The 18,329-nt window shown below is 44.9% G+C and carries 15 protein-coding genes and 1 pseudogene; 8 read left to right on the top strand and 8 right to left on the bottom strand.

Going from position 1 to position 18,329, the window contains the following annotated elements; translation table 11 throughout:
• Positions 1 to 7: 7 nt before the first annotated feature.
• The 3 genes from MHI42_RS01635 (at position 8) to MHI42_RS01625 (ending at position 2,446) form a co-directional block, all read left to right on the top strand.
• Complete coding sequence (locus tag MHI42_RS01635; RefSeq protein WP_342422507.1) at positions 8 to 850, top strand: hypothetical protein; 843 nt, start codon at positions 8 to 10, stop codon at positions 848 to 850.
• 144 nt (positions 851 to 994) lie between these two features.
• On the top strand, positions 995 to 1,462 hold the full coding sequence (locus MHI42_RS01630; protein ID WP_342422506.1) for a MarR family winged helix-turn-helix transcriptional regulator: 468 nt from the start codon (positions 995 to 997) through the stop codon (positions 1,460 to 1,462).
• Between the two features lie 45 nt (positions 1,463 to 1,507).
• Complete coding sequence (locus MHI42_RS01625; RefSeq protein WP_342422505.1) at positions 1,508 to 2,446, top strand: NADP-dependent oxidoreductase; 939 nt, start codon at positions 1,508 to 1,510, stop codon at positions 2,444 to 2,446.
• A 170-nt stretch (positions 2,447 to 2,616) separates the two neighbouring features.
• Here the strand turns inward: MHI42_RS01625 and MHI42_RS01620 are convergent, their stop codons facing one another.
• Positions 2,617 to 2,985 (bottom strand): helix-turn-helix domain-containing protein, encoded by a 369-nt coding sequence (locus tag MHI42_RS01620; RefSeq protein WP_081970015.1) that lies wholly within the window; start codon positions 2,983 to 2,985, stop codon positions 2,617 to 2,619.
• A 217-nt stretch (positions 2,986 to 3,202) separates the two neighbouring features.
• On the opposite strand from MHI42_RS01620, the gene MHI42_RS01615 reads away from it, so the two are divergent.
• The 4 genes from MHI42_RS01615 to MHI42_RS01600 all read left to right on the top strand — a co-directional run bounded on the left by MHI42_RS01615 (position 3,203) and on the right by MHI42_RS01600 (position 8,410).
• Complete coding sequence (locus MHI42_RS01615) at positions 3,203 to 4,171, top strand: nitronate monooxygenase (protein ID WP_342422504.1); 969 nt, start codon at positions 3,203 to 3,205, stop codon at positions 4,169 to 4,171.
• A 102-nt stretch (positions 4,172 to 4,273) separates the two neighbouring features.
• The gene (locus tag MHI42_RS01610; protein WP_342422503.1) at positions 4,274 to 4,699 is read left to right on the top strand and encodes a MarR family transcriptional regulator; all 426 of its coding nucleotides are present in this window, start codon (positions 4,274 to 4,276) and stop codon (positions 4,697 to 4,699) included.
• Between the two features lie 872 nt (positions 4,700 to 5,571).
• On the top strand, positions 5,572 to 6,930 hold the full coding sequence (locus MHI42_RS01605) for a glycosyl hydrolase family 28 protein (RefSeq protein WP_342422502.1): 1,359 nt from the start codon (positions 5,572 to 5,574) through the stop codon (positions 6,928 to 6,930).
• Between the two features lie 40 nt (positions 6,931 to 6,970).
• The gene (locus MHI42_RS01600; RefSeq protein ID WP_342422501.1) at positions 6,971 to 8,410 is read left to right on the top strand and encodes a glycosyl hydrolase family 28 protein; all 1,440 of its coding nucleotides are present in this window, start codon (positions 6,971 to 6,973) and stop codon (positions 8,408 to 8,410) included.
• A 379-nt stretch (positions 8,411 to 8,789) separates the two neighbouring features.
• Here the strand turns inward: MHI42_RS01600 and MHI42_RS01595 are convergent.
• The 5 genes and pseudogenes from MHI42_RS01595 to MHI42_RS01575 all read right to left on the bottom strand — a co-directional run.
• Positions 8,790 to 9,302, bottom strand: a pseudogene (locus MHI42_RS01595) (C40 family peptidase); the annotation flags it as partial.
• 838 nt (positions 9,303 to 10,140) lie between these two features.
• Positions 10,141 to 10,596, bottom strand: coding sequence for a hypothetical protein (locus MHI42_RS01590; protein WP_342422500.1), 456 nt, complete (start codon positions 10,594 to 10,596; stop codon positions 10,141 to 10,143).
• Positions 10,597 to 11,107: 511 nt separating this feature from the next.
• Positions 11,108 to 11,770 carry a reverse transcriptase domain-containing protein gene (locus MHI42_RS01585; protein WP_342422499.1) on the bottom strand — a complete coding sequence of 221 codons (663 nt, stop codon included), beginning with the start codon at positions 11,768 to 11,770 and terminating at the stop codon, positions 11,108 to 11,110.
• Positions 11,771 to 13,192: 1,422 nt separating this feature from the next.
• Positions 13,193 to 14,044 (bottom strand): aldo/keto reductase, encoded by an 852-nt coding sequence (locus tag MHI42_RS01580; protein ID WP_342422498.1) that lies wholly within the window; start codon positions 14,042 to 14,044, stop codon positions 13,193 to 13,195.
• Between the two features lie 157 nt (positions 14,045 to 14,201).
• Positions 14,202 to 14,963 carry an SDR family NAD(P)-dependent oxidoreductase gene (locus tag MHI42_RS01575; RefSeq protein WP_342422497.1) on the bottom strand — a complete coding sequence of 254 codons (762 nt, stop codon included), beginning with the start codon at positions 14,961 to 14,963 and terminating at the stop codon, positions 14,202 to 14,204.
• A gap of 236 nt (positions 14,964 to 15,199) precedes the next feature.
• Between MHI42_RS01575 and MHI42_RS01570 the strand changes: the two genes are divergently transcribed.
• A complete protein-coding gene (locus MHI42_RS01570) occupies positions 15,200 to 15,745 on the top strand; it encodes a TetR family transcriptional regulator (RefSeq protein WP_342422496.1) in 546 nt (181 codons plus the stop codon).
• An 820-nt stretch (positions 15,746 to 16,565) separates the two neighbouring features.
• Here the strand turns inward: MHI42_RS01570 and MHI42_RS01565 are convergent.
• Both MHI42_RS01565 and MHI42_RS01560 read right to left on the bottom strand, forming a co-directional pair.
• Positions 16,566 to 16,925, bottom strand: a complete 360-nt coding sequence (locus tag MHI42_RS01565; protein WP_342422495.1) for a hypothetical protein — start codon at positions 16,923 to 16,925, stop codon at positions 16,566 to 16,568.
• 643 nt (positions 16,926 to 17,568) lie between these two features.
• Positions 17,569 to 18,300, bottom strand: coding sequence for an NAD(P)-binding domain-containing protein (locus tag MHI42_RS01560; protein ID WP_342422494.1), 732 nt, complete (start codon positions 18,298 to 18,300; stop codon positions 17,569 to 17,571).
• Between the last annotated feature and the right edge of the window lie 29 nt (positions 18,301 to 18,329).

Genomic DNA, 18,329 nt, shown 5'->3' with positions numbered 1-18,329 from the left:
AGGTTATATGAAACGAAAGAGTTTGATTTATTCGTTAATGCTAGCAATTATAGTATCGGTTGTATCCGGGAGTGGTAGTATTCATGCGGCTGCACGGAACATCACCGACATTGTCAAAGTGACCAAACCTGCTGAGATTAAAGTTGGAGAGTGGAAGTCATACGAAATAGCCATCACTGACTGGACCGATGCAGACGTTACGGAACATGACTTCACTCCAATCTCTTCAGATGATAATGTTGTCAAGGTCGTACGGAAAACGAATTGGGTTTCTGAACTTCATGCAATAAATAAAGGGATTGCTACCTTAACTGTCAATATTGGAGAAAAGTTTGAACCTTATGTATTCACTGTTCAAGTGGTGGATGAGTATACAGTCATTCCTGAACCAGCTTCTGAGCCAACAAAGCCGGTAGTGATAAAGGAACCTACCCGCGAAGAAATCATGTTACGGGATTTGGAAGATTATAATGAACAGTTGCAGCCAATAGCAAGCTATGAAAATAAAGCCATAGATACGTTTATTCAAAATAGACACCTGAACGATTCAACAAGAAAGTCACTCTTTCTTACTTTAAACAATACTGTATTGCCCAATTATACTAAGTTTGTATCCGGCTTGAAAAACCTCAAAGCCAATAATGCAGAGTTGAAAGAAATACATAACTACTGTCTGGCAGGAGCAAAACTCCAGCTGGAAGGGTTCACTATAATGCGGGATAGCCTGAAGACGACCAAAATAAATTATTCCAAATTCGAAACGGGTAACAAGAAGGTTATAGAAGGTGCTAAGCAATTGGACAAAGCCGGAATGCTTCTTGATAAGTATAAAAGTAAATATATCAAATAAATAATTTAATAAACAGAACCCTTAGAGCACTTTAAGGGTTCTGTTTTTAATTTGTCTGATTGAATTTATGTTGACGACCACATATTTAAATGTTACTGTAGGTGTGCAGATATGTTGTCGACCACATAAAAGGAGATGACTTTATTGAAGCCTAGTGACAACAGCGAAACCATTGAGGATGAAATCAGCGCAGTCACGCATTTCCCCGTGAATTTCTCGATCTTCAGTCTGGCTCGTTCCCATCACCGGATTGCGGGACAACTGCTTCGGGAAGCAGGCTTATACCCGGGCCAGGAACTGGTGCTGATGCAATTATGGCACCGGGACAGTCAATCGCAGAATGATCTCACAAAATCGTTGCGGCTTGATCACTCTACCATAGCGAAGTCCGTTCGCCGTTTGGAAGCTGCGGGTCTCGTCAGCTGCAGCCGTTCCGAAGTGGATAAACGGGTAACCATAGTATCACTCACCCAAGAAGGGCGTGATATAGAAACCAGAGTCGATCAGGCTTGGCGCAAGCTGGAGGAGATTACAACGGAACATCTGAGTGCTGAAGAAAAAGTTCAGTTTGCAGTTTTGGCCAAAAAAATAGCCGCAAATCTTGAAAAATAAATGCAAGTAAACCAAACTATTAATCATATAGGAGGAGAGATAAACATGTCGAATAAATCTATGCAAGCTGTTCAGGTCAACGAATACGGGGATCCAAATGTTTTGAGGTTAGTCACCATTGATCGCCCTCAACCGCAAGCGGATGAAGTCCTGGTTCGCATCGTGTATGCTACGGTCATTCCGCTTGATTTTAAAATTCGTAAGGGTTGGCTTCAAAATGTATTTCCTGTAACCTTTCCCTATATCCCTGGTTTCTACGCTTCAGGAGTTGTCGAAGAGGTGGGGCAAACGGTAACGGAATTTAAGCCCGGAGACCGTGTTTTTGGCGGCATCAAAGGCGCTTATGCAGAATATGGAATTGCGAAGGAACAAGAATTGATGGCGATGCCGGAAAATCTCACTTTTGAGGATGCTGCAACGATCAAAGCTGGAGCAGAAAGCGCCTGGAAAGCCTTGTTCACTGAAGGTGAGCTCCAGTCCGGGCAAACCCTTCTCCTCCATGCGGCAGCAGGGGGTGTTGGACAGTTTGCAGTTCAGTTGGCTAAATGGAAAGGGGCAACCGTGATCGCAACGGCTTCATCCTCAAACGTGGACTTCGTAAAATCGTTGGGGGCTGATCAGGTCATCGATTATACCACAACAAAATTCGAAGATATCGCAAAGGACGTAGATCTGGTAGTTGATTCCGTTGGCGGCGAGACAGAATCGAGATCCTGGCAGGTTCTTAAAAAAGACGGAATCCTGGTTTCTTTAACTCAAGATCCCTCCCAAGAAAACGCTGAAAAATATGGCGTTACAGCTAAGTTCAATACCAAATCCCCTAACCGGGAAGACTTGCAGCATCTAACGAAATTAATTGCCGAAGGTATGATTAAAGCGGAGATTGATTCCATATTCCCATTAAGCCAAGCGGATCAAGCGCTGGAGAAGAGCGAAGCCAGACATGGACGGGGAAGAATTTTGCTGAAAATCAGTTCCATCTAACAAACCCCGGCCGGTCCTAATTATGAGCAGATCAAAACACCTTCAAGAGAATGGAACCCTGTCCAGTCGTAAGAAAGGGAGATAATCTTGGAGGTGTTTGGTTTGGATTGCGCGATTTTATGTGCTGGCTGAATAGGGGGTATCCTTTACCTTTACCTTTACCGTTACCCTTATCCTTCATCTAATTCAGGCTTCTCGCCATATTCTTTACCGAATTCCTCCATCTTCTTTAGGACCGGCAGCAGCTTGTTTCCTTTCTCTGTCAGCGAATATTCGACCCGTGGCGGAACTTCAGGATACACATCGCGCAGAATAATTCCGTCGTCCTCCAGCTCCTTGAGCTGCTTAGTGAGCGAGCCTTGCGACAAGCCTCCCAGGAATTTTTTGATCTCGGTAAACCGGCGTCTTTCCCCTTCCAGATACCAGATAATGAAGTATTTCCATCGCCCCGAAAGTACATTTTGCGTAAAGGCTATTGCGTACATATCTCTTTTTTCATCAATAAACTCTTTTTCAAATCCTTCATTACATACCCGCATGATATCGCTCCCAGTCTAAAAGTACAAAAATATGTACTACGTTCATTTAAATTGCCTTCTTCGCAAATGAAACATATGGACGTATGATATTGCCAAGGCTGCTAACGAATACAAATATTATTAGCAAGCTAATGATTATTGTAGCATAACCCGTAGAGGAGACCAATTATGCTATACAGTATTGCGACTATAGGGTGCTAAAGAGAGGATAATATTAATGAACAATCGTGTAGCAGAGATTCTTGGAATTGAAAAACCCATTTTACAAGGACCAATGAGTTGGATTACGAATGCTGAATTTGTTGCTGCCGTGAGTAATGCGGGGGGGTTAGGGATTCTTGGTCCTAATGCCGGCCAAACGACAATAACAACCTCACCGGAGGAAACCGCGGAACGTATGCGCCGTGAGATCCGGAAGACAAAGGAACTGACGGATAAACCATTTGGTACAACTTTAATCACTGATGCAGATATGAAGTATACTTGGCCCATTTTGGAAGTTGTCATTGAAGAAGGTGTGCAAGTTATTCTTCTTAATGGTGTTGAAGGAACGCTAACTGAAAAAATAATCACCCCACTAAAGGAAGCAGGCATTAAGATTGTTTACCGTCCTTTAACTCCAACGATCGAAGATGCAAAGTCTGCTCAAGCTATGGGTGTTGATGTTTATGTTGCTACCGGGTTTGATGAGGGTGGAACATTGCCGACAAATATTATTGGTACGTTTACAATAACGCCTATAATCGTTGATGTGCTTGATATTCCAGTGATCGCTGCTGGTGGAATAGGTGATGCTCGCGGTGTTGCCAGCGCCTTTGAATTGGGGGCAGAAGGTGTCTTTTTAGGAAGCCGTTTTATTCCTACTGTTGAAAACCCCGCAGCACAATCAGTAAAGCAAAGGATAGTGGATTCATCTGCAGCAGATTTGTTGTTGTACCGTACTTTACCTGCTTACTACCGTTCGTTGCCTACACCGTTTGCTGAAAAATTGGTGGCTATGGATAACCAGGGCGCATCTCGTGAAGAAATTGCTAAGGTAGGGGGTAGCTCTAGTGTAATCCGTATCGGTATGCTTGAAGGTATTGGCGAAGGTGGTATTATCACTGTTGGTACTGGAATTACGCCAATCACAAAGATCCAAACGGTACAAGAAGTGGTTGATGAGCTGGCAGCTGGTATCAAGTAAAATATAGGCCATCCACGTAAAGCTCCGTTCACCGGTAGACACCTCAATTTCACCATGTTATAGTTAGTTCGCTAAAAATACTTTACAAGTTGAGGGTAAACTATGAATGATACAGTGGATTGTGATATCCGTCAGTCGCTAGACCGGATTTCTTCGCAAATGCGCCGGGATTACAGTGAATCTCTAAGAGAACTTAACCTTTATGTTGGCCAGGATAATTTGCTGTATCGCTTGTGGTTAGGCGATGGGATTACACAAATGCAAATAAGTGAACATCTGAAATGTGAGCCGCCTACGGTTACCAATATGGTTAAGTCACTGGAGCAAAACGGATTTATATACCGCAAGCGTGATGAACAAGATGCAAGGGTTATGCGAATTTTTTTAACTGATAAGGGAAAAGAGTTAGAACAACCAATCGAAGTCAAGTGGAAGCAGCAGCAAGAGAAATTACTGAAATCAATTTTACTCGAAGAGCGCTTACTATTAAGACGGCTTTTGAAGGAAATGGAGAGTAACTTATTCTAAGTTCTCTCTTGCTCATATTGTGCAAAGAATATTTGTACTTAATCAGTTGCTTCTAATTTATGAGAAGTGTAGAGCTGAACAAGTGAGATGCTGTTCCGGTGAGTATTTCAATCGGAAAGTAGCAGGAATTGAATATTCAGAAATGAATTTGCAATTCGAATAACGAATTATTTTATCCTAGCGCGGACGAGACCGGGAAAATAAGGTCTCGTCTTTTTTATTGAAAACTATGTCCATTAACATCACCGAACCACCATCTGTCCGGCAAGAAGAGAAGGAATAGTGTATTTCTGAAGCAACGGAGAGGCCATCAGCTGCCATTAAGCCTGTTGGTCTCTTTTTTATGAGCTCCCGTGCTGACGCACCGGCTGCCGGTCAGGTAAAGGTATGACAAAATATAAACATTTCAGGTGAATTTGCAGAAACTTTTAATACACGCTCGGGAATACAATTAAGCGATATGAAGAGCATCAATTTAGCACAATGGGAACGGAGGTAGAACTTGAAGCAGATTCTTTCAACGGAGACAACTATCCGAACGGCTTCTCGCAGGGACGAACGATGCGTGGTGCGGAAACAACATCTCTGTTCCATTATGACGGCCAGGTAGTGGAAGTGAAGTTTTCACGATCACATCCATGTACGCAGCGGCCCCCTTAAACACGGAACTCCATACCAATTATTGAAAGCGGGAATAACCATGACGTAGAGAGCAGATTCGTTATTGGAGCGGGGAGAAGAAGGAAGAGCTAGGCCGGTCCATGGACAAATTGAAGGCCGAACTGAGAGGCTTCAATCAGATAAAGGACGGAGAAGCACTTATCACGGAGCTTGAATAATGATCGTTTTCATCAAGATAATTGGAGGAGCGAATGATGAAGGATAGTTTTGATCCGAAAGAATATGGCGCTGTGGCCGACGGCATTGCCGTAGATACGGGAGCAATCCAGAAAGCGATTGATGTTTGCTTTGAGGCGGGCGGCGGAACCGTGGTGCTTGCGGGCGGTACATTTGTCTCGGGAACCATTTTCCTGAAATCCAATGTGTATTTACAGGTGAACCCGTCTGCTGTGCTGTTGGCCAATCCGGATATCAGTGACTACCCGGACGGAACGCATTATAACCGTTACATCAATGAACAGGACATGGATAAATGCTTTATTTATGCCGAGGATGCGGTGAATATTGGGATAATCGGCCAAGGTGAAATAAACGGCAATGCGGAGAGCTTCCCGAATGAGGGCAGCATTTATCGTCCGATGATGATGCGGTTTCTGCGCTGTACGAACATTCAGGTCAAGGGACTGCGGCTCTATAATTCAACGGCATGGACAACGGCTTTTTTGGACAGTGAGAATATATGGTGCGAGGATTTGAACATTCGTAATGACAGAAAATATAACGGGGACGGCCTCGATTATGATGGTTGTACAAATGTGTTTATCTCCAATTGCAAAATACTAGGTACCGACGACAATCTTTGTTTACAAGCCAGCAGCAAAGAATATCCGATGAAGAATGTGCATATTGTCAATTGTCATTTCACTTCTATCTGTGCCGGAATCCGCATCGGGCTGAAATCTGTAGGCGATATCTCTGCTGTCACCATCCACAACTGTACATTTGAGAATGTATGGCGTGAAGGAATCAAGCTGGAGTGCACAGAAGGCGGCAGCATTACCGATATTGTAGCACAGGGCCTGGTCATGCGGAATGTAACCCGTCCGGTCTTCATGATCCTGAACAACCGGCTGGACGTAATCGGTTCTTCGGTCGGTCTTGAGGTTATACCGGAAATCGGGACCATGGAGCGGATTACGCTGGCGGATATTACGGCGACGGACGACGAGGAGATGCAGCATACCCACTACCGTTTCACTGACGATGTAATGGGCTCTCCATCCTTCAACGGAATCCGGATTGATGCCTGCGACAGTTATCCCATCCGCGATGTAACCTTAAGGAATGTTACGTATACCTTTATTGGAGGCGTTGATAAAGAAGACATCCCCCCGGCTTATCCCAAGGTATGGGACATGCGGTATAACCATCCGGAACAAGTATCCGAGAACTATTATCCAACCTGGAGCCGGGCGGCGTTTATGGATATCCGTAATGTGGAGCGGCTGACACTGGAAGGGATAAAGCTTCACGCTATTAATAAAGATACAAGAGCGCCGTATATTATCGAGAACTGCACGGTCTTTAAGCAAGAAATTGTGGAGTACTAATGTTACTAATCATTAACTACAACATCGACATGGAGGAAAAATGAATAAGACGATTGTTTATAGTGCACCGGGTGGGGCAATTAACACAGATGACTTTGCCGTGTATGTCAGGAATCCAGGACAAGCTTGGGAACAGCTGTTTGTGTACGAGGCTAAAGTAGATATGCACCATGTGCGGCAAGCTTCTATGGCCTATTTTGATATGAGCGGAAGGGTAGAAGTACGGATTGAGAGCCTGAAGCAGAGCATTCAGGAAGCGGTTATTCGTCCGTTGTCAGCGAACCTTTCTTTTGAACATACGGAGAAGACACTTTCCTTCACCTTGGACCGGCCTCTGAAGTTATCGGTAGAGATTAACGGAGAGCGGTTCAGCAATCTTCATCTGTTCGCAAATCCCATTGAGGCGGTTACGCCGGACCCGATGCAAGATCATGTTCTCCTGCTTAAGCCGGCCATCCACCGTACGGAGGATATTTACCGCCTGCTGGCAACACCCAAGGTGGAAGGGGGCAACCTGCCGGATACGATCTATTTCGCTCCGGGGATGCATTATTTGGAGCAGACGCTGCTGCAGATTCCTTCGGACACGACCGTGTATATTGCCGGCGGGGCAATTGTTGTCGGTTCAATGGTCTGTGACCATGTGAAGAATGTCTCGATACGCGGCAGAGGCATTCTTTATTTGTCTGACTATCACCGCTTCTCGGCATTCCGCGGAATCCGCATCGTCTTCTCGGAGAATATCTCGGTTGAAGGGATTATTACGCTGGATCCTCCGCATTACACTATTTATTTGGGACAATCCAAGCATGTGCATATCCAGAATTTCAAATCCTTCAGTACCCGGGGCTGGTCCGACGGCATTGATATGATGTCTTGCTCGCATATTGATATCGACGATGTGTTTCTGCGTACTTCAGATGATTGTATAGCCATATACGGCTCACGGTGGGATTACTATGGTGATACCAGCCATATTACCGTGCGGAACTCTGTATTATGGGCAGATGTCGCTCATCCCCTGATGATCGGAACCCATGGGAACCATCGGGAGAATGGAGATATTATTGAAGATATTCTATTTGAGAACATCGACATTCTGGAGCACCATGAACCGCAGCCGAATTATATGGGAGCGCTGGCTATCAACGCAGGTGATAATAATTCGGTCCGGAATGTGGTCTACCGCAACATCCGTGTCGAGAATATTGAGCTGGGCCGTCTCATCGACCTAAGAGTAGTATGGAACAAAGACTATAATCCCGTACCAGGATTCCGGATCGAGAATATCCGCTTTGAGGATATCACTTACAATGGCGACACCAGTCTTCCAAGCCAAATCTTTGGCTATGATGAAGAACGGACGATCAACAATATCAGCTTCACCCGCCTTTCAGTCAACGGCAGACTAATCCTTCAGCCAGAGCCAGGAATTATGGAGATTAATGAGTTTACCCGCGGGGTTTCATTTGACGCTTAGGATACAACTAAAGATGCGGGAGTTGAGAATTTACAGCGTTATACACGGGTGAATCTTTCAAATTCAACGATACCGTTCAATTGTATAGTGGTTGTGGCGTTCACAATCCATGGGTCCTCCGTTGCTTGTAATAATCACACTAAAAACTCCCTCACCAAGTACACGGTTAAGGAGTTTTCATATTATAGTAAAACCGCATACTCCATCGTTTAAGATAACTTCATTTTTCTTATGATTAAGAAGCTTATTCAATACTGTTAAGCCAATCCCAAGCATCACCGATCGTCTGATCCTGAGACGAATCAGCGGAGGGAGAAGTTGGGGAGAGTGTGTCCGGAGTAGCAGATCCGCTATCTGAAACAGCTTGTCCGTTAGCAGGTAATACGCGGCGTGCTGTTGTATAATGTGAATCCCACCAGCCTGTATCCAGAGCAGTAATGGTCACTCCATCTTCTCCGTACGTATGAAGTATTTTACCGTTGCCCATATATACCGCTACATGGTGAATCGGAGAATAGAAAAATACAAGATCGCCAGGCTGAAGCTCATTTCTTGGCACAAATGTTCCAGTTGTAGACTGGTCTTTGGAAGAACGGGGGAGTGTGATTCCATTTTGTTCGAAAATAAACTGCGTGAATGAAGAGCAGTCAAAAGAACTCGAATCCCCTGACTCTGCACCGTATTCATAGCGGACGCCCTGATATTTCAATCCTGTTGCAATGACCTGATCGGCAACGCTCGTAGATGCGGAGTCTGAGGCAGATGTACTTGTTGCCGCAAATGCTGTACTGCTGCTGCCGGTCAAGCCGGTTGCGCCAGTAAGCAAGACCACGCCTAAGCTGACTACGATACTTAAGTTGCGGAAACGTCTTGTGTCGTGAGTTGTATTCATATGTTACCTCCTGTTGTTGCAGTCTGGTTAATTGTCTGATTCAACTCTAACACAGAATTTATTAACATTAATTGTTAATGACTGCGATTTCACTTCTCCTCCAAGGCTTACAAGCCGTTTATTAAAAATAGATTACGATTTTGTCATTATTTTTTATTGACATGCCTGGTACAGGGACCGCTTGTTGGAGATTGGCCATTCGCTCATGGAGATGAAGGACACCATCGGATTCACCATTTCCTGCAGTGCTGGACAGAAACGTCGTCGAGAGAGTGAGGGCTGCAGTGATCCAAGCAGCTGTTTCTTCCGGGCAAGCGAGAGTTATGCCTGTTGACTTGATGGATGGAGTGTCGTAATCAACCCAACAACGGGAAAGGCTGTGTATTTCATTGTCCATTAACTGCAAAATTGTAGGTGAAGGATTCCCGGTAGTTATTTTGCATGGCTGGTCTTTGGATCACAGTGTAATGTCTGTATGCCTTGAGCCAAGTATGATGGTGAAATCATATGTACCGGCAAGGATATCCATGAATTATCCAAAAAATTATTAACTGATTAATTACGTAAGTTCTTATATTAAGAAGCATGATTATTAAAACAACTCCAATTTAGTTGTTTTTTTATTGCTAGAATAGGGGCTTTGTCGGCAATGGGACTAAGTTATTGTCACAAGGGACTATGTTCTTGTTCACAAACATGTTTTTGTGTTGTCAAACTACAAAACAAAGGGGCCGACTTAACTATAGACATATGTACAAAATACGGGTTTTGTGAAGAAGTACTAAGTAAATAAATAAGACCAGCCTAATTCAACAGTCCGTATGTTTCTTCACTGCTTTCATAAGCAGCCCATGATTGATGTTGTCGAACAGACCTTTAATGTCAAATTCCAACACCCAATCATATCGCCAACATCTGGTTCTTGTGACTCGAACGGCATCAATCGCAGATTTACCCGGTCATTATCCATAGGAGTCGGTGTGAAATATAGGTTCCACGATCGGCTCAAAGACAACTTCACTGTCATTTGCGCGATTCGATCGGAGACCGTTGGAATCCCCAATATTCTTACTCCGCCATTCTTCTTCGGTATCTCTACCGCCTTAACTGGCGGAGGAAAGTAACTTCCTGAGGACATTCTATTCCAAATTTTAAAGAGGTTGTCTTTCAGGTTTTCCTCAAACTTTTGAATCGACTCCTCATCGACTCCGGCTGCTCCCTTATTCGCTTTGACTCGCTCATACGCTTCCCATACGGTGTGCTTTGAGATTTCATACGACTTTGTTTTGTCCATTGGTTCCTCCCACTTTCGCGGTTGACGTATTTCCAAAACGGGATAACACAGCCCCTTGGCTCCGCCACCTTTTCAGTGGGGTCATCGCTACTACGGGCTATTCCGCCCCTATACTCCGCATTTGTACTTTCATCCTTGCGGGATTACCGCTTGGATTTTTCCATTCGCATCGGAGTTTTAGGTTCCCACGTTCCGAACAAAAGCCTGTGTTACGTTCACCCCGCCTTCATGCCTGTCACCATCTGGACAGTAAACAGGTTTCCTCCAGACTCCTCCCAGGCCAACGACTCCCTCCTGGTTTTGATGACATCCCTACGCTTTCGACACTTTATCAGCCATTGACTTGTGTTCGTCCCCCATAACACTCACCTGACAGAGTTTTGCCCTGCCTTTTCCTTAACGCTCACCACCACGGCTTTTGACCACAACAGCTTACGGTGGTTCGAAGCCTCCGCCTGCACAGCGGCTCCGAAGGGCCCGCCTTCATCTTCTGTTCAGCATTGTTTGGCTCTTACGCGCCTTGCATTCGTGGCGCACAATCGTCAGCGAAGCGCGTCAGTCGGTACCCTCTGTCCGTCATTTCATGGTCGAACCGATTCAGGTAAATGTTACTAAACAGCGGACTTACTACGCTACCTTGCGGCGTGCCGCTCGCTGTCGCGTATTTCTTCCCACCTTCCATGTACCCGGCTTCGAGCATTTGTCTGACCAATTCGAGAATTCTACCATCGCTTACTTGCTCCGCAATCCTGTCGACCAGCGGTTCGTGATGAACCGTCCCAAAGAAATCTCGCAGGTCTGCGTCCACAATCCATTCGCACCCGTCCATCATCTCGCGGTAAATCTTCCGCATGGCTTGGTGCGTTGACCTACCCGATCGGTATCCGAAACTGCATTCACTGAACAAGGGTTCGAAGATAGGTTCCAGCCTGTTTTTCAGCGCTTGCTGGCAGACTCTGTCCCTTATCGCCTGGATGCCGAGCGGACGCTTCTCGTTTGGCTTCCCTTTCTTGGGAATGTGAATTCGTCTGACCGGCATCGGTCGGTACGTCCCTTGTTTCAATTCTTCGTGCAGCTTCTTTAGCTCCACTTCGGCTACAGCTTGGAAGGCCTGGAAGGTGACCTTGTCAGTTCCACCACTACCTCCGTTTGCCCTCACCGTTTCCCATGCCATTTCCAGGTTTGTTCGGTGATACACCTTGTTGACTAATGAATGAACCTTTCGTCCTGTGCCTTCTGCTTACATGCGCTTCGTATCCTCCGCCTGCAAGTTTTGGGTCTTTCACTTAGAAAATATTCCTCCCTTGCCGCTTACTCGCGAAACTCATGCCAGCTCCGGTCTCCATAAAGCGAGCCGCCTTCCCCTTCTGATTTACCTTTTGGGTGAACAGAAGGCAGTCACACCAAGTTGACTTTTTCGTCCGTTCGTAAGTAGTATGCAGCTCTCCTACTTCTCGCCGTGCGTCCGGTATGCACTTCGGGGTTTCCTTATAGCATCCGTTACTGAAGCTGCCGCGTATTCTTTGAAGCGGTAGACGCGGCCCGACCGCTTCGACTTTGTTTATCCACTCGTCCTGGAAGTGCACTCGTTTCAGACACGACGAGATCTCCGTGGGTCACAACGTCATCTTCCGTACCATGCCGCCCGCACACACCTAGGTGCGATGGGTGGACTAGAACGCCTTCGTCTCCATAGTGCAGACCCGACCTTGCCCCATCTTTGGCCGACCGGTTCGCGAGTTCGGGTAGCCCCGATTCACTACGGCCTGGTACTTCTCCTCAAGCCCTTCAGACTCTGCCTCGCGGTAGACGCCCTGCCCTCCAGTAAAAAAAATACCGGCCCCCGAGGCGTTACCCCCAAGTTTGGATATGAGCTCCCTAGTCCGGTGCTCAGCGGGACTTTAACCCAACTGATGATCGTGCTGCCACGCACGCACTATGAGCCCCTCGGACTCCCTTCCCACAGACGGTTCATTTCATCTTCTGGACTTATTGAGCACCTCTTTAGGGGTTCCTAAAAAAAATCCGTGTGGGGGAGGGTCTCGTAAGTAACACTGCATTATCTTTTGACCCATGCCGTTCCCTCTACGCCGGAGGATTCTTCACCGTTGTTCCAAGTTCTGTACAGCTTCATGGCCTTCATCCATTATACGCGAGACTCGGCATCCTCTTCTCCCCTTCGCAGAGCCTTTTGGACGACGCAGCAGGATTCACTTGAAGTTACGGCCTGGGTTGTCGCTCTCCCGGTCTCTGACCGGTACTTTTGTCGATGCGCTTTTACACACAGATTTCGCCATGCGCAAGCATCCTAGCTACAAGAGTGGCCTTGGCCCCTCTCTTGGTTGGACTTGCACCAACTAGATAATGCGTGCCTCTGGGCACGCCCAAATAAAAAAAGGATCAACCTGAAAGAACTGGTTGATCTCATAATACGAACGAGCAGGATAGAGGTCCGGTGGTTCCATGTGTTACCTGCAGATAGCAGCAGTTTTGCTATGCATAGAATTCGATGTTCAAGTAAAGAAAGGACAGGGGCACCCTGTCCTTTCTAATAGATGAGGATAAACGCGTGATGAGTTTACTGTTCGATCAAGGATTACAGTTCGACTCTCGAGGTGCCCAGCATCTTGGCAGATTTCGGATCGTGGAAGGATAAGAATAAACTCTCCCGCGTATCGAGGGTAGAGATTTGTTCGATATCAACTGCACTCAATTCGAAATCGAAAATGTCGATATTCTCGATGATCCGCTCTTTTCTCACCGATTTTGGAATTACAACGACTTCACGCTGGACAAGCCAGCGCAGCACGACCTGGGCGACGGACTTGTTGTATTTTTCTGCGATCGAGGTCAGCACTTCGTTGCCGAACATGTTGCCCAGTCCTTCAGCGAACGGCGCCCACGACTGGTGCTGCACTCTCTGCTCTTTCATAAAAGCGGCGTTCTCAGTCTGCTGATAGAACGGGTGCGTTTCGATCTGGTTGACTGCGGGCACGATTTCGTTATGCACGATGAGGTCCATCAGACGGTCGGGCAGGAAGTTGCTGACTCCGATCGCCTTGATCTTGCCTTCGCGGTACAGGTCTTCCATCGCACGCCAAGCGCCGTAGTAATCGCCGAACGGCAGGTGAATAAGGTATAGATCGAGATAGTCGAGCTGCAGCTTATTCAAAGATTTAGCAAACGCCAGCTTGGCACTCTCGTAACCGGCATCCTGAACCCAAAGCTTGGTCGTGATGAACAGCTCTGCGCGTGGTACGCCGCTACGCTTGATCGCGCGTCCTACCGCTTCCTCGTTGAGGTAACCGGCCGCGGTGTCGATCAGGCGATAACCAGCCATCAGCGCGTCATATACGGCGTTCTCGCATTCTTCAGCATCCGGCACTTGAAAGACACCAAAGCCGATAATCGGCATTTTCACACCATTGTTCAATGTAACGGTTTGCATTGTAATTCCTCCCAGTGTTCAAATGTATAAAAACAAACGGCGCGTATCCCGGGAATCGGGCACTGAGGCAGGAATTCCACTTACGTCCGATTTGCATTATAATAAGCCTCCGCCTCCGTGTTACACGAAGTTAAGCGTCATTACTATTCTGCTGTAATTAATGGTCTGTTGGTGCTTGGCTCGCCATATCGTTAAGTTGCGTTACAAAAGCTCCTTCATTCGGGCCTTGATTATCACGAATCATTTTCGCTTGTTCCACTAGAACCTCTTCAGCATCCGTACCGAGTAATCTTATTGTTCCTTCAATAAATGCTTCAAGTGGCATCGCATGCGGATCGTCTTTGAGATCTGTCATGAGTTCCGTTTGAACCCCAGGTGGTATAATTTCTAATACTTTTACTGTTGTATCTTTAAGCAAATAGCGTTGTGATAAGGTATAAGAATGGAGCGCTGCTTTGGTCGCCGAATACACCGCAGCCGCTGCGTACGGAATAAACCCGATTGAAGAAGTCGTATTAATGATCACAGCTTCTTCTTTAGACTTCAAATGTTCGATTAATGAAGACGTCATTCGAATGGGTCCAAGCAAGTTTGTTGAGACCGTTGAAACCAGAACCTCTTCGTTAATCACACCCACAGCCTCATCGAAAAGCATGATGCCGGCGTTATTAAATAAGACATTCAAATCAGGGAAGTCCCGAATAAGTTGCTTAGCGGTTGCCTCAATACTGGAAAGATCCTGTATGTCCAGTTCAACTGCAGACATTCCGGGATTAGCACTAAGTACTTCCTCCAGACGCTCTTTTCTTCTACCCGAGATGATTACTTTGTTTCCAAGCTTGTGTAAGGCTTCTGCCAATGCACGTCCAATTCCTGAGCCGCCACCTGTAATGAAGATCGTGTTGCCTGTAAGTTTCATTTAAAATACCTCCAATATTTGGTTTTTAATTACTTTGAAATTTTATTACATTGTTAGATGAAATCGGGACTTACTATTAACCTTGCACTTTAAAGTTTCTGAATGGACTAACCACCTTCTTAGTATTATACTATTACAACAATAGTTGCTTTAGTAGTTCAATTGTATCTGGAACATCATTGAGGAACAACCAACAATGCGAGTCATTTGTTGGTTTAAAAAAAGGAGTTAGATCCATGGGACTTAAAGTAAGAAATATTCGTACAACTCGAACAAGAGAATCCATTTTTGAGTCACTTTTTGAACTGATGGAAGAAAAAGATTTTGATAAAATCACAATACAAAATTTAACGGAACGGGCCCAAATCAATCGGGCAACTTTCTATGCTCATTTTCAAGATAAATATGAATTGTTGGATGAGATTATAAAAAAGTCAGCGGAAGAACTTATTCAACAACATACTCATGGTGTGTGTGCATTTACAAAAGATAATATGATGCAATTAGTATTCGCAGCTTTTGAGTATCATCAACAAGTCAAAAAGAAATGTCGCCGTAACTATAACAAAATTATTCCTCTACTCTCTTCAAAATTAGTCATTGCACTAAAGCATTATTTGAATCTTTGTATGCAGGAAATATACTCTGATGAACGTACTTTTTTCGTACAAATCTATGCCAACATGATTAATGAAGCAGTTACTCTGCATACTGCTGAACAAACTAAACTAACAGAACAACGTATAGCAGAGAATGTTGTTCAAATGATACACCTGGACTAATCGAAAAAGTGAGCCGTATTTAGGTAACAACAGCTACGGCTTTTCTATTGTAATTTATAAAATTGGCCTTTAAGATTGCAGCCACTAATGTCGCTTCATTTACATGTGCATCTCTTACTAATCCTGAAGAGTTCAATAAGAAAAACATCGAACCAGCCGCTGAATCCTTAAAAATGCATGGGAATGAAGCAGCGACAATGCTCACTAAATCTCTTAGTTATAAAGTGGCACATCAAACCAAGGAATTTTGAAGGTTAAGCGCGGTCTCAACTACAATAGCTATGGTTCCCGTTAGTAGCTTAATGATTTTAATCAACCAACGAAGTCATCTGTTCTGATTTTTCCAGATCGGTCAGACAGTTCTGCTCCAGTGATTTAACCATGTTCGTTACCGTTGGTGGCTCACATTTAAAGTGTTCACACAGTTGCACCTGGGTTACCCCATCACACAGACAATACAACAAATTATCTTGCCCTACATAGAGATTAAGTTCCCTAGAGACTCACTAATTCCGACGCATTTGGAGGAAATCCGACCTAACGACTGTCGAATATAACAATCAACTGCATCTGTCATGAATTATCCCTTCCTGTCGTCCAAATGATATTTAGCATACTAAATTTATCACGGTAAATTACAATTGTCAGTTTACCTTAGAGCTACCGCCTATTGGGGGCAACTCTAAAGTTCAGGAAGTTTGGCTTTGTCGTGAAATTTATTTTTTAGCAAATCCTTGCTTTTTCAAATAGTCCATCACTTGAGGCTGAATACTTCTCTGGAGATGATCCTGAATGTGGTCACTCCATCCTTTTACTTTTTTCACGCTGAAAGGGGCTTTCGTCGGTCGATTTCATAATACTTCAACATCTTCTCATCATAGGTAGCTATTTTATCTTGATCTAGAGATTGATACTGATTTTCAATTAATACCATGGATTGAGGCAGCCGAGGTTTAAGCTCAGGTTTATCTCCAGCTGAATGACCGATGCATAGCCCCACTAAAGGAATCAAATACTTCGGTAGACCCAATACGACGGGTAGTTCGTTAATATTTGCTCTGACAGCACCAATATCCCCCCCACCGAGCCCCATGGATTCGGCAGTGGTTAACGCATTCTGTGCCATCAGTCCGGCGTCAAATGAACGGATTAACAAAAAATCAATATATTCGATATCCACTTCTGGAGCAATTTAATGATTGCGGTTGAAATCTGCACAGAAGATCCAGAACTCTGCCGCTTCTTCAATATATGGTTGATCGACACAGAGATGACTGACTTTTTTCGAAGAACTGGATCTGTGAATCGAATAATGGACACAGCGTAAGCGCCAAACCCAGCCCACCTGTAAACCTAACGCCAGTCGTGAGATCATAGGCATATCTTAAATCAAGGAGATCTGCCAGATGACCAAAGCCGAAAGACGCCAGCACTAATGGACAGAGCGCATCAAGGACTATCGAGCCAGTGGGCTCACCATGTCTGCCTGATGAGAAGCACAGGGATTGCCCCTACATCAATTAAAATATTGGCTCCGCAAAATCGATTCCAGCGTGCCTCGCTCTTCCTCGCCTTCCTTTATTCCGGTGACCGTCTCCCCGCCATCTATGCCTCCCTTCTTGACCCTTCGCATCGGTCTGGCCTCTCTTGACGTGCAGGAAGGCTTATCTCCCGAACTGTTGCGTCAAATCGTTCGAGCGCTGCAGACCCTATACTAACGCTACCGGAGAAGGTTTAGAAACGTTAGTATTATGAAGAAGCGACAGAACTAGACCTTACTAACATTGCCTAGTCTGCCGCTTTTTGAAGGCTAAATTCCTGAATCAGGAATTATATAATTCTCTGTTTAGATTAACAATTTCTTCATGTGAATATTTTCCTGCAGCCGCTGACAGAATCTCCATCGCTTTATCCCTTAGAAATGGGGCTTTTTCTTTATTTGCTTTTTTTAATGCATCTGTTAGTTCCTCCTTAGTTAGTTCTGTGCAGTATGCTGGAGTACCTGGCTGCTGTCTCCATGAATCATTTAAAGAACCACTATCTACTGTATCGAAACCTAGTTCGTTGGCTATATTCATGATTTTTTGCTTCTGCTGTACATCATTACCGGTGATGGCTGTGGCAATACGTCCACTATTACCTTCTGGTGTTCCTTCATGTTCTAAAGTATAGGCTAATAAATTGTTGAAAGCTTTAATAATTGATCTGTTTAATTGATTTGAGACCCAAACACTTTCAACCATCCCGTTCTCAACTTCTTCAATTTTACCGCTCATTTGAGGATAATAATTTGAAGTGTCAACAACAACAACTTCCTCCCCAACTTCATCTATAACGTTGCGAATGCTTGGCAGTGCATGGAAAGGAATAGATATGATAAGAACATCAATATTTTTAATCACTTCTTCTACACGCACAGGCGTTCCTGTAAGTTTTTTTCCTTTCAAACGTTCAATTCCACGAGCATCTGCAATCATTACATCATGCCCATTCTTAACTAGTTTTCGAGAAATACTTGACCCGATTGGCCCTGCACCTATAATTCCAAATCTCATTTTCATTCCTCCCAAATATTATCTTATCG

Source organism: Paenibacillus sp. FSL E2-0178 (assembly GCF_038593005.1).
Classification (GTDB): domain Bacteria; phylum Bacillota; class Bacilli; order Paenibacillales; family Paenibacillaceae; genus Paenibacillus_AQ; species Paenibacillus_AQ phytohabitans.
The sequence above is the reverse complement of the archived record's forward strand: the minus strand, read 5'-3'. Positions and strand labels throughout refer to the sequence as shown.